This window comes from Rhodoferax mekongensis (genome assembly GCF_032191775.1).
GTDB classification, from domain to species: Bacteria; Pseudomonadota; Gammaproteobacteria; order Burkholderiales; family Burkholderiaceae_C; genus Allorhodoferax; species Allorhodoferax mekongensis.
Genome location: NZ_CP132507.1, coordinates 3,877,822 through 3,889,336, shown reverse-complemented (window position 1 = coordinate 3,889,336; position 11,515 = coordinate 3,877,822). Strand labels below are relative to the sequence as shown.

General features: G+C 58.9%; 11 protein-coding genes. 9 read left to right on the top strand and 2 right to left on the bottom strand.

Annotation, left to right across the window (positions count from 1 at the left end):
• Positions 1 to 61: 61 nt before the first annotated feature.
• Complete coding sequence (locus RAN89_RS18580) at positions 62 to 769, bottom strand: FFLEELY motif protein (protein WP_313867690.1); 708 nt, start codon at positions 767 to 769, stop codon at positions 62 to 64.
• Positions 770 to 830: 61 nt separating this feature from the next.
• Here RAN89_RS18580 and RAN89_RS18575 point away from each other — a divergent pair, with 61 nt between their 5' ends.
• The 8 genes from RAN89_RS18575 to RAN89_RS18540 all read left to right on the top strand — a co-directional run bounded on the left by RAN89_RS18575 (position 831) and on the right by RAN89_RS18540 (position 9,622).
• Positions 831 to 1,565, top strand: coding sequence for a GNAT family N-acetyltransferase (locus tag RAN89_RS18575; protein WP_313867689.1), 735 nt, complete (start codon positions 831 to 833; stop codon positions 1,563 to 1,565).
• A gap of 85 nt (positions 1,566 to 1,650) precedes the next feature.
• A complete protein-coding gene (locus RAN89_RS18570; RefSeq protein ID WP_313867688.1) occupies positions 1,651 to 2,526 on the top strand; it encodes a CorC family transporter in 876 nt (291 codons plus the stop codon).
• Entirely contained in the window at positions 2,526 to 4,088 is a 1,563-nt protein-coding gene (gene lnt / locus RAN89_RS18565; RefSeq protein ID WP_313867687.1) for an apolipoprotein N-acyltransferase, read from the top strand. Before RAN89_RS18570 ends, lnt begins: the two co-directional genes overlap by 1 nt.
• Positions 4,089 to 4,205: 117 nt before the next feature.
• Positions 4,206 to 5,111: a glycine--tRNA ligase subunit alpha gene (gene glyQ / locus RAN89_RS18560; RefSeq protein WP_087495186.1), complete on the top strand. Its 906-nt coding sequence runs from the start codon at positions 4,206 to 4,208 to the stop codon at positions 5,109 to 5,111.
• Positions 5,112 to 5,131: 20 nt separating this feature from the next.
• Positions 5,132 to 7,276, top strand: coding sequence for a glycine--tRNA ligase subunit beta (glyS, locus tag RAN89_RS18555; RefSeq protein ID WP_313867686.1), 2,145 nt, complete (start codon positions 5,132 to 5,134; stop codon positions 7,274 to 7,276).
• Positions 7,277 to 7,291: 15 nt separating this feature from the next.
• Complete coding sequence (gmhB, locus tag RAN89_RS18550) at positions 7,292 to 7,840, top strand: D-glycero-beta-D-manno-heptose 1,7-bisphosphate 7-phosphatase (protein ID WP_313867685.1); 549 nt, start codon at positions 7,292 to 7,294, stop codon at positions 7,838 to 7,840.
• Between the two features lie 53 nt (positions 7,841 to 7,893).
• Positions 7,894 to 8,637: a lysophospholipid acyltransferase family protein gene (locus RAN89_RS18545; RefSeq protein WP_313869437.1), complete on the top strand. Its 744-nt coding sequence runs from the start codon at positions 7,894 to 7,896 to the stop codon at positions 8,635 to 8,637.
• Positions 8,638 to 8,650: 13 nt separating this feature from the next.
• The gene (locus RAN89_RS18540) at positions 8,651 to 9,622 is read left to right on the top strand and encodes a M48 family metallopeptidase (RefSeq protein ID WP_313867684.1); all 972 of its coding nucleotides are present in this window, start codon (positions 8,651 to 8,653) and stop codon (positions 9,620 to 9,622) included.
• A 5-nt stretch (positions 9,623 to 9,627) separates the two neighbouring features.
• On the opposite strand, the gene RAN89_RS18535 is transcribed toward RAN89_RS18540, so the two are convergent.
• Complete coding sequence (locus RAN89_RS18535; protein WP_313867683.1) at positions 9,628 to 10,839, bottom strand: MFS transporter; 1,212 nt, start codon at positions 10,837 to 10,839, stop codon at positions 9,628 to 9,630.
• Positions 10,840 to 11,013: 174 nt separating this feature from the next.
• On the opposite strand from RAN89_RS18535, the gene RAN89_RS18530 reads away from it, so the two are divergent.
• A complete protein-coding gene (locus RAN89_RS18530) occupies positions 11,014 to 11,475 on the top strand; it encodes a MerR family transcriptional regulator (protein ID WP_313867682.1) in 462 nt (153 codons plus the stop codon).
• Positions 11,476 to 11,515 lie beyond the last annotated feature (40 nt).

Genomic DNA, 11,515 nt, shown 5'->3' with positions numbered 1-11,515 from the left:
CGAAAAAACCCTACCGGATCCGGTAGGGTTTTTTTTCGCCTTCGGTTTCTAAAGCCAGACCTTAATTCAGTTGGTTCATCCACTCGCTTTCGCGTTCATTGATGATTGCCAGGAAGTTCTCTAGGGCGCATTGTTCTCGAGCCATATTGGCAAAGATTTCAAAACCTTCTTCGAGAAACTGTTGCAATGTGGAAAGATTTGCAGCCGCCGCAGGGCGGCGCATTGCGCGGAGCGTTAGCTTTATCCCAGGTAATCTGGTTACTTTGCCTAATTTACTTCCTAGCTGAATGACTCGCTCTAACTGGGACTTTCGATCTTTACTCCGTTCGACATTTCGCCACGCTTGTTGATACAGACAATCGTCAAGGCGACTTTCCACTAGCTCGCAATCTAGCTTATTTGAAACTGAGGCAGCCATTGCAGCATCCAATTCTTCCGTAAGGGCATGGAGGTCTGCGAGGGCCACTGCGATATCAACGATAGACCTTGGGAAGAGACGCTCCACTGCACCTGCGATCTTTGAAAATTCGGCATCTCGTTGGCTGAAGTCTTTCGGACTATAAAGCTCGTTGAGGAAGAAGCGGCACGCTGGACCATAAGTGTCTGAAGCTAGCAAATCTTGATACGTTGCCTCGAATCTGCGGCATTGATACGCTTTCACCAAACTCAATGCGCGCAAAACAGCGGGCGAACTGCGACTTTGCAGCCTAAGCACCTCAACTTGCGTCAATGCATCTCTAATCTGTTGTTTCCCTCGTGGTGAATTCATCAGCCGAAGTGTAGGAAAACTGTGTGCAGGTTTGGTAGTGCTGCTAGCGATTAGAGGCCCTATGCAACACGAAACTAGGGAAAACCCTTATAGTTCCGCCATGTGTGCAATTAAGACCGCCCTCCAAGACTCACCGTCGGTACAAACGGTGCGGGGTCCAGCGAGAGTGGCGCAATTTCTCAACATAAGAACTTTAGGCCCCAATCATCGAGCGCGTTTGATGCGTCACCTGATAGCGTTGGAGCCACAAGACAGGTATCTCCGGTTCGGCTATACCGCCAGTGACCAGCAGATTGCGAATTACGTTGAGCGACTGGATTTTGTCAACGATGCCGTGTTCGGCGTGTTCAATAACCGTCTAAAGATCGTAGGGATGGCGCATCTGGCAACCTACATGGACGCTGATGGTTCGAACGTCGGAGACTTTGGGGTTTCAGTCAGTCCATCAGCACGTGGGAAAGGGATCGGTGGACGTCTCTTTGAGAGAGCGGCTTTACATGCTCGCAATGAAGGCGTGGATGTTCTGCAAATCCACGCGCTGGCTGAGAATGCAGCGATGTTGGCCATTGCTCGTAAGTGTGGGGCTACGGTTCACCGTCATGGCCCTGAATCAGAGGCTTATCTCAAGCTACCGCGCCCGGACCTCGAGTCGCGTCTCAGTGAACTCCTTGAGGAGAGCTGGGCCGGCCTGCAATATGGCGCAAAGGCGCAGACCAGAATTTTCTGTGGCCTCATCGCAGGGTTTCAGTCTTTACGAAAAAGCGCAAGCTCTGCAACGAAAGCGTGCTCACCGTAGTCAGGTCTCATTGCACTAACGGAGTGAAATACAAATCCGCTATCCTTGGGGCTTCGAAATCACCGCCCTCCAGGGCACACCTCTAGTGTCAGACCCGCATCCTGCGCGAAACTTTGAAAAAGAAGACAAGCGCACATTTCTCCAGAAGCTCGCAGAGTTCATCCATCCTGGCCCCGATTCCACCGCGGAGTTGATCGAAACACTCGCCGAGGCAGAGGACAACAACATCATCGGCGCGGAATCACGGGTGATGCTCGAAGGTGTGATCCGGATGGCGGACATGACCGCTGGTGATGTGATGGTACCTGCAACACGCATGGACTTGCTGGATATCCAGTCCGCTCCGGATGTCTTGATGCATGCAGTGATTGACACGGCACACTCCCGTTTCCCCGTGTATGACGGCGAACGAGAAAACATCATCGGCATCCTGATGGCCAAGGACTTGCTGAAACTTCAGCGTGCTCCAGAGCTCAACATCAGGGCCTTGCTGCGGCCGGCAGTATTCGTGCCAGAGTCAAAGGGCTTGAACGACTTGTTGCGTGACTTCAGGGGCAATCGAAACCACTTGGCGATCGTGATCGATGAATTCGGCCGGGTAGCTGGCTTGATCACCATTGAAGACGTCTTGGAACAGATCGTGGGCGAAATCGAGGACGAATTCGATATCGCAGAAGACGAAGGCGACATTTTTGCCCTAGCGGATAAGACTTATCGGGTGAGCGGCGACACACCGCTTGAGCGAATCAATGAAGCCTTTACGGTCACCATGGAGGCTTCTGATCCTGATGACACTTTTGACACTATCGGAGGCCTCATTGCCCATGAGATGGGCCATGTCCCCAAGCGCGGTGAACGTCACAGCTTGTGCGGGCTCGACTTCCTGGTGCTGCACACCAAAGGAGGTGCCGTGAAGTGGTTCAAGGTGTCGTACACCCCCGATAACGCACTACCTGGCTGATGGACCGCAAGTCGGCAGACGCGCGACGCAATGAAGTGGCGTCGTTGCCTACCATTGCTATTGTTTTTATAGCTGCTGCCGCACAATCTATCGGCGTGGGTTGGCCAATTGGTGCTGGAATAGTGCAAGGCCAAACTATCTGGTGGTTGCAGACGGTCTCCATGGCGGCATTTGTGGTGGCAGTTGCCAGACTAAATTCACCCGCCAGTGCAGCGCGATATACATGGGCATTCGCGACCACTTGGTTATCCACCACCTTCTGGTGGCTGTTTGTTGCCATGCACACTTACGGTGGCTTGCCGGCACTGCTGGCCGTCATAGCCGTCATCGCATTGGCAGCGGCTTTGGGAGCCTACTATGCAATAGCAATATGGCTGTGGCGCAAGTGGTTTCCAGTACATAACGCTTTGGCCATAGGCGCATTTGCCGCACTCTGGTTGATGGCCGAAATGGCACGCGGAACATGGCTCACGGGCTTCGGCTGGGGCGCTATTGGTTATGCCCATGTGGATGGGCCACTTGCCGCGTACTTGCCTTGGATAGGGAGCTACGGCGTATCAGGTTTGGCTGCCTTGTGGGCCGCAGTCTTGGCCATAGCTTGGACTCAGCGCCGGTGGGGGCCTGCCGTCGCGATGAGCGCATTGCTATGCATCCCCTCCGTATTGCCCGCAGGCTGGAATGGATTCACCGAGCCCACCAGCACTCTGCAAGTGACCCTTCTGCAAGGCAATATTCCGCAGGATGAGAAGTTTGAAACCGGGAGTGGCGTGCCACTGGCCTTGCAGTGGTATCGCAATGCGCTGAACCAAAGCACTGGCGATCTGGTCATCGCGCCTGAAACCGCAATTCCCTTGCTGCCACAGCAATTGCCAGATGGCTATTGGGATGCGTTGACCACCCGATTCATGCAGGGCACCCAGTCAGCGCTCATCGGCATCCCTTTGGGCAGTTTCAAAACCGGATACACCAACTCGGTCATCGGCTTGACGCCAAGTGAGCAAAAGGTGTGGCAATACGACAAGCATCACTTGGTGCCTTTTGGAGAGTTCATCCCGCCACTGTTCAAGTGGTTCACCCAGCTCATGAATATTCCGCTGGGCGATTTCAACCGTGGGCCCTTGGGGCAGGCTTCATTGCCTGTACGCGGTGAACGCGTCGCACCAAACATCTGCTACGAAGACCTCTACGGTGAAGAGCTCGCCACACGGTTTACGGACATCACGACGTCCCCCACCATCTTTGCGAACGTGAGCAACCTCGGTTGGTTCAACAACACGGTCGCTCTGCAGCAGCATCTCAACATCTCCCGGGCGCGAGCCTTGGAATTTCAGCGCCCCTTTGTGCGAGCCACCAATACCGGCGCCACGGCATTCCTGTCACATGAGGGCAAAGTGATTGACATGCTGCGCCCATTGACCCGCGGTGTGCTGCAGGGCCAAGTGCAAGGCCGCACCGGTTTGACGCCGTTTGCGTGGTGGGCCTCACGTTTCGGGCTCTGGCCACTCTGGATCGTGGCCTTGGTGATCGTGGCTGTCGCCTTCTACAAACGCAAGCCTCGCTAAAGCTGGCCGCAAGCGGCGGTGCGTGGCTGCAGAACCACGTCCACCCCCGTAAAATGCGAGGTTTACTTGAACGCAGCTTGCCCTGCACCGGCCACGGCCGGAGATTGCACTCACACCATGCTTACTTTTCAGCAAATCATTCTTCGCCTTCAGGACTACTGGGACCGCCAGGGTTGTGCGCTCCTGCAGCCTTATGACATGGAAGTGGGTGCAGGCACTTCGCACACAGCCACCTTTTTGCGCGCCATCGGCCCGGAGCCTTGGAAGGCCGCGTATGTTCAGCCCAGCCGCCGTCCCAAGGATGGCCGCTATGGCGAGAACCCCAACCGCCTGCAGCACTACTACCAATACCAGGTGGTGCTCAAGCCCGCACCCGCCAACATCCTTGAGCTGTACCTCGGCTCCTTGGAGGCACTGGGCTTCGACCTCAAGAAAAACGACATCCGCTTTGTGGAAGACGACTGGGAAAACCCCACGTTGGGCGCATGGGGCCTCGGCTGGGAAGTCTGGCTCAACGGCATGGAAGTCACCCAGTTCACCTACTTCCAGCAGGTTGGCGGCATCGACTGTAAACCCGCCACTGGCGAGATTACCTACGGCCTTGAGCGCTTGGCCATGTACTTGCAAGGCGTGGACAACGTCTACAACCTGCAGTGGACAGAAACCATGAAATACGGTGACGTGTATCACCAGAACGAAGTGGAGCAGTCCACCTACAACTTCGAGCACAGCGACGCTGACTTCCTGTTCACCGCCTTCAACGCGCACGAGAAGCAGGCCAAATACCTGATGGAGCAGCAGCTTGCACTGCCCGCCTACGAGCAAGTACTGAAATGCGCCCATAGCTTCAACCTGCTGGACGCCCGGGGTGCCATCAGCGTGACTGAGCGTGCTGCCTACATCGGCCGCATCCGCAATCTGGCGCGCAGTGTGGCGCAGGCCTACTACGAGAGCCGGGAGCGATTGGGCTTCCCCATGGCGCCGCGCGAGTGGATTGAACAGATGCCCAAGAAGGCCGCGTAAGCGCACGGAGAAACAAAGACATGACAACAAAAAACCTTCTGGTAGAACTGTTTGTAGAAGAGCTGCCCCCCAAGGCATTGAAGAAGTTGGGTGAAGCGTTTGCCACGGTGCTGGCGGACTCCCTCAAGGCCCAGGGCCTGGTGGCAGCAGATGCGGCCGTGACGCACTTCGCATCGCCCCGTCGTTTGGCTGTGCACGTGGCTGCGGTCGCCCCCCAAGCTGCAGACAAAGCGGTCTCGCAAAAGCTGATGCCCGTGGCTGTGGGCCTGGACGCATCCGGCAACGCCACCCCCGCATTGCTCAAAAAGCTGCAAGCCCTGGGCGCGGATGCCAGCGCCGTGCCAGCTCTCAAACGCGCCATGGATGGCAAGGCTGAAGCTTTGTTCTATGACAGCATTGTCAAGGGTGCCACTCTGGTGGATGGCCTGCAGAAGGCCTTGCTGGAGACCATCGCCAAGCTGCCCATCCCCAAGGTCATGAGCTACCAGCTGCAAAGCGGTTGTGAATTGCCCGGCTGGACTAGTGTGAGCTTCGTGCGCCCTGCGCACGGCCTGGTGGCATTGCACGGCAGCGACGTGGTGCCGGTGCAAGCGCTGGGCCTGCAATCCGGCAACCGCACTGAAGGCCACCGCTTTGAGGCGGCAGTGTCTCCCGTCGTGATTGCGGATGCCGATGCCTATGCCGTTACGCTGGCCAAAGACGGCGCCGTGATCGCCAGCTTTGCGGAACGCCGCGCTGAAATCGTTCGCCAGCTGGATGCTGCAGCTGCCCAGGTGGGCGGTGGATGCAAACCCATTGAAGATGACGCCCTGCTGGACGAAGTGACCGCACTGGTCGAGCGCCCGAATGTGCTGATTTGTGAGTTCGAAGCCCAGTTCCTCGAAGTGCCGCAGGAATGCCTGATTCTCACCATGAAGGCCAATCAGAAGTACTTCCCGTTGCTCGACGCTGCCGGCAAGCTCACCAACAAGTTCCTGGTGGTTTCCAACATCAAGCCCGACGATGCCAGTTTCGTCATCGGCGGCAATGAACGCGTGGTGCGCCCCCGTTTGGCCGATGCCAAGTTCTTCTTCGACCAAGACCGAAAAAAGACTCTTGCTTCCCGCGTGGAAGGTCTGGGCAAGGTCGTGTACCACAACAAGCTGGGTACCCAGGGCGAGCGCGTGGAGCGCGTGCGCGCGATAGCCAAGTGGGTGGCGGAGCGAATTGGCGCCGAGCCTGCGTTAGCAGACCGTGCCGCGGTCCTTGCAAAAGCAGACTTGTTGACAGACATGGTTGGTGAATTCCCTGAACTTCAGGGTGTGATGGGCGGCTATTACGCACGGCACGATGGTGAGGATGAGTCTGTGGCTGAGGCAATTGAAGACCAATATCTTTTGCAGCGTGACCATACTGCGGCAGTCAATCTCGTTTCGTTCGCATTGGACATTGCAGATCGCGTCGAAACGTTGGTCGGCATTTGGGGAATTGGACTAAAACCCACTGGCGAGAAAGATCCCTTTGCGTTGCGTCGACACGCGCTAACGTTGGGGAATCGTTTCGAACTGCTTGGGTTAGCGACGTTTTTAGATGTGGGGCAAATGCGCCTTCACTTGGCTGAGTTGCTTGATTTCGCTCAGCAACAGTTTCCACCCGAGCTTCTGTCATCCGACACAGTGTCCGGGCTAAGTGAATTTATCTACGATCGTTACCAAAACCGTTTGGTCGCCAATGGTCTTTATCGTCCGGAGGTCGTCGATGCTGTCGTATCCACGCGTCCACCGTTACATGACATCGTTCCTCGTATTCAAGCTGTAAAGGTGTTCGCCGCACTTCCTGAAGCGCCAGCCTTAGCTGCCGCCAACAAGCGCATTGGCAACATCCTCAAAAAGACGGACGATGTTGACGCACACGTGAGCGAAGTGCTATTGCAAGAGGCGGCCGAAAAGGCGCTGTTCGCAGCCATGCAAACCGTGCTGCCCCAGGCCCAAAGCCAATGGCAAGCCGGCGACTACACCGCTTCGTTGCAGTCTTTGGCAGCTTTGCGCGTGCCGGTTGACGCCTTCTTTGAAGATGTCATGGTCAACGCAGAGCAGATGGACCTGCGCCTGAACCGTTTGGGCTTGCTCAAGAGCCTGCATGTCGCCATGAACCGCGTGGCAGACCTGTCCAAACTCGCTGCATAAATTGCCAACAACCGCATGAATCTCTGCATTCTCGACCGCGACGGCACCATCAACGAAGACAGTGCGGAGTTCGTGAAGTCTCCTAACGAATGGCGCCCTTTGCCCGGCGCGCTGGAAGCCATTGCCAAGCTCAACCATGCCGGATGGCACGTAGTGGTCGCGACCAACCAGAGCGGCTTGGGGCGAGGCCTGTTCGACGTGGTGTCGCTCAATGCCATGCACGCCAAGATGCACTCCATGCTCGCCGCAGTCGGCGGCAAGGTCGATGCCATTTTTTACTGCCCCCATGCGCCGGATGACCAATGCCGCTGCCGAAAGCCCGAGCCTGGCTTGTTCGAGCAGATTGGCGAGCGCTTTGGCATCGACCTGAAGGGCATGCCCTGCACCGGGGACTCACCGCGGGACTTGATTGCCGGCGCTGCAGTAGGTTGCGAGCCGCATCTTGTGCTTACCGGCAAAGCGGCATCCCTGCGCGGCAGGCCCTTGCCGGACAACTACCCGCCCGGTACGGTCGTTCATGACGACCTGATGGCATTTGCCGATTACCTGGTAGCCCGGCCATGAGCGGCATGCCTCCCTACACCGCAGTCCCCACCCAAAAGCGCCCCAACTGGTTCATGGCGGTGCTGCGCTCCTGCTTGCACATGCTGTGGATGCTGGTGACAGTGATTCCCTGGGGAATCATCATGCTGGTCGCCTCCATCCGTGTGCGCGGCAAACCGCTGTGGTGGATGGCGGTGCGCTGGCTGAGCTGGGCCATCGGTGGTGCGCGCGTGCTGCTGGGTATCCGCACCCACGTGATCGGCTGGGACAACTTGCCCACCGGTGACACCGCTCCGGCGATTCTGCTGGTCAAGCACCAGTCCACCTTCGAGACCTTTTTGATGCCTACGCTCATGCCGCATCCGCTGGCGTATGTGTTCAAAAAAGAGCTGCTCTATGTGCCGTTTTTTGGATGGGCCATGGGGCGCCTGGACATGATCCACATAGACCGCAGCCAGCGCGCCGAGTCTTTCGCCAAAGTGGTGGAGCAGGGCAAACGCCTGTTGGCGCAAGGCATCTGGGTCATCATGTTCCCTGAGGGCACCCGCATTCCCCGGGGCCAGACCGGTACCTACAAATTGGGCGGCACCCGCCTCGCCGTGGCGACCGGCGCGCCGGTGATTCCGGTGGCTGTGACCAGCGCCAAATGCTGGCCGCGCAAAGCCTTCATCAAGACGCCGGGTGTGGTGGAAGTGTCTATCGGCAAGCCCATCCCCAGCGAAGGCCGCGACCCCAAAGAGCTGATGACCGAGGTGCAAACCTGGATCGAAGCGGAAATGCGCCGCCTGGACCCCGAGGCCTACCCCGCCAAGGGCTGAGACGGCGCGCGCCATGCATCCGCTGCTGCGCTTCACGCTGGATCTTTTTGAGCCTTTTGAGGCTCCAGCGCCCGTAGATCTTGCGCAAGCAGCTCCTAAAAAAGTAGCAAAAAAACGCTCGCCACCACGCATAGGGATGACACCAGTGACGCCGGTGACGACCCTTCCAACTCCGCCCGCCGGCCCCTTCGAGCCCGGTCAGCCTCTCCCGCAAGCTATCGCGCCGGTGAGCTACAGCCACCCGCAAGCCACCCGTGAAGTGCGCTTGGACGGTGCCGTGGTGCGCTATGCCTTTGCCCGCGGCAAGCGGCGCACCATCGGCTTTGTGGTCGGCCCTGACGGTCTGGCCGTGCGTGCGCCACGCTGGACGCCTCTGTACGAGGTCGATGCGGCCTTGCAAGAAAAAGCCGCCTGGATCCTGCGCAAGCTGCATGAAACCCGGGAGCGCGTCACGCGCCAGGAGCATGCGCAGGTGGAATGGGCGCAGGGGGCCGAGTTTCCTTTTCTGGGCGACACCGTACGCATTGCCCTGGACGCCGCCCACGGCTTCAGTGCCAAAGGGGCCGCGCTGGATGAGCTGCCCGATGCAGACGGTGTGCGCCAGCTGCGTGTGGCCTTGCCCCAAACAGCCAGTCCGACGCAAATCCGGGATGCCGTGCAAGCCTGGCTCATGCGTCAGGCCAAGGCCTTGTTTGTGCAACGGCTGGACCATTTCGCCCCCCTGTTGCATGTGCAATGGAAGAAACTGAGTCTGAGCAACGCCGGCACACGATGGGGCAGTGCCAAAAGCGATGGCTCGATCCGACTGAACTGGCGGCTTATTCACTTCCGGCAGGAGGTCGTGGACTATGTGGTCGCCCATGAACTCAGCCATTTGCGGGTGATGGACCACAGCCCCCGCTTCTGGGACACGGTACGTACCGTGGTGCCTGATTACGCTGAGCTGCGCCACAGCCTCAAGGACCCGGCGATCCCGAAGTGGTGAGCGGGCTAGCCAGCTTGGGGGTGGTCTGCGCTATTGCGACCCCACCAGACGACCGCTCCGCCCATCAGTGCCATTCCCACGACAAGCACGGTGATGACGCCCCGCGCATCCGCACCTTGTGCGCCCATACCCACCGCCAGTCCGGCAAGGGGTTGGGTGAGGTTGTTGAGCAGCACGACCACGCCACTGGTTTTGCCGAAGTCCTGCGGAGGAATGATGCGCTGGCGGCCGGCGCGGATGTAGACGCTGAACATCTTGTCAAACCCGATTACCAGCAAAAAGCCCAGTGCATAGACCAAGGGGTGCACGGCCCAGGCCGTCATCAGCCCACCCACGAGCAGCAGGGTGTAAGACCACACCCCCAGCGCATGGCCGCGCCAATGTACACGCGCCACCCAGGCCAGCACCAACACCGTGACTACCGCGCCCGCAGTCTGCAGCTGCGCATAGCGTGCATCGCTTTGGCTCAGTAGTCCTGTGACCATGGCCGCTGCGGTGGCTTGGGTCACGCCCACCACGAGGTTGACGCCTGCAGCCAGTGCGATCAGCGGCTTGATGCCGGGCAAGCGGGCGATGTGTTGGAGCGCAATGCGCAGGGGTATCCACCAGCTTTCGCCTGACGCAGTTCGGCCTTGCGGTAAATCACCCGTGTGATGATGCTGCCACCAAGCGAGCCCGGCATCCGCCGCGATGAAGAGCAAAGCGCTGCAACCCAGCACCCCTTGCCAAGGCCACATAGCCAGAGCAGCGGCTGCGACCACGGGCCCGGCCACCATGCCGAGCTGGTCGGCGATCTGCGCATGGGCCAGTACCCGCTCAAACCGTTCGCCGGGAAAGATGTGGGGCAATAGCACCTCACGCGCCATCACCCCCTGGGTGGTGAACACACCGCAGGCGGCGGACACCAGCACCAGCGCGACCAGTGCGGGCTGGCCCTCCAGCGCAAAGCCCGCCGCCAGTCCGGCCACGCAGCTCAGCGCGCGCAGTGCCTGGCTTTGGCGCAGCAGGCGCATGGGGGGATGCCGGTCGCTCAGTACCCCGCAAATAGGAAAGGCGACAAAGCGGGTGAGCGTTTCCACAAAAAAGGCAATGCCGGTCCACGACGCGCTGCCCGTCTGCTGGTACACCACCAGCGGCACCAGAAACAACAAAACCTGGTCCGCCAAACGGGACAGCAACAGGGAGCCGTAGAAACTGAGGTGGTGGGTGCGCGCCATGGCTGCACTCTAGCGCGCCGGAAGCCGCCCGTAGGCCGTGGAACGCGCAGGAGAGCCGCGTTCTGGTTTAGTAACCCACTTTTCTTTTGATTCATAATTGACGTTTACGTAAACGTCAACTTTGCGCGGCGACGCGAAGCCTTTGTCCTTGCCACCACCCGCCACGAACGAACCATGAGCACCACTTACAGCATCAGCGATCTGGCCAAAGAGTTTGACCTGACCACCCGTGCCATCCGCTTCTACGAAGACTTGGGGCTTTTGCAGCCGGAGCGTACCGGCCCCGGCGGCCGCAACCGGGTGTACAGCGGGCGTGATCGTACCCGCCTCAAGCTCACCTTGCGGGCCAAGCGCCTGGGCCTGAGCCTGACGGAGGCCAAAGACATCATTGAGATGTACGACAGCCCCCGCGACACCGGCGCCCAGCTCCAAAAGTTTCTGGACGTGTTGGCCGCTCACCGCAAACAGGTGGAAGAGCAAATGGCCGACCTGCAAGCCAACCTGGACGAGATCAAGGTACACCAGCGTGAGGCCAAGGCCCTGCTCGCCAAGAGTGAACTCAAAATCAGCAAACCGGTCGCCAAGGCCCTGGCTACCAAGCCCGCAGCCAAAGCGGGCGGCAAGAAGGCGGCATAAGGGCCGCATAAACGCTGCAAAAAGGCCCTGCGCGTCACCG

Coding starts and splice junctions, on each gene's coding strand:
- RAN89_RS18580 (WP_313867690.1), bottom strand. CDS start 769: ATGAATTCACCACGAGGGAAACAACAGATTAGAGATGCATTGACGCAA.
- RAN89_RS18575 (WP_313867689.1), top strand. CDS start 831: ATGCAACACGAAACTAGGGAAAACCCTTATAGTTCCGCCATGTGTGCA.
- lnt (WP_313867687.1), top strand. CDS start 2,526: ATGGACCGCAAGTCGGCAGACGCGCGACGCAATGAAGTGGCGTCGTTG.
- glyQ (WP_087495186.1), top strand. CDS start 4,206: ATGCTTACTTTTCAGCAAATCATTCTTCGCCTTCAGGACTACTGGGAC.
- glyS (WP_313867686.1), top strand. CDS start 5,132: ATGACAACAAAAAACCTTCTGGTAGAACTGTTTGTAGAAGAGCTGCCC.
- gmhB (WP_313867685.1), top strand. CDS start 7,292: ATGAATCTCTGCATTCTCGACCGCGACGGCACCATCAACGAAGACAGT.
- RAN89_RS18545 (WP_313869437.1), top strand. CDS start 7,894: ATGGCGGTGCTGCGCTCCTGCTTGCACATGCTGTGGATGCTGGTGACA.
- RAN89_RS18540 (WP_313867684.1), top strand. CDS start 8,651: ATGCATCCGCTGCTGCGCTTCACGCTGGATCTTTTTGAGCCTTTTGAG.
- RAN89_RS18535 (WP_313867683.1), bottom strand. CDS start 10,839: ATGGCGCGCACCCACCACCTCAGTTTCTACGGCTCCCTGTTGCTGTCC.
- RAN89_RS18530 (WP_313867682.1), top strand. CDS start 11,014: ATGAGCACCACTTACAGCATCAGCGATCTGGCCAAAGAGTTTGACCTG.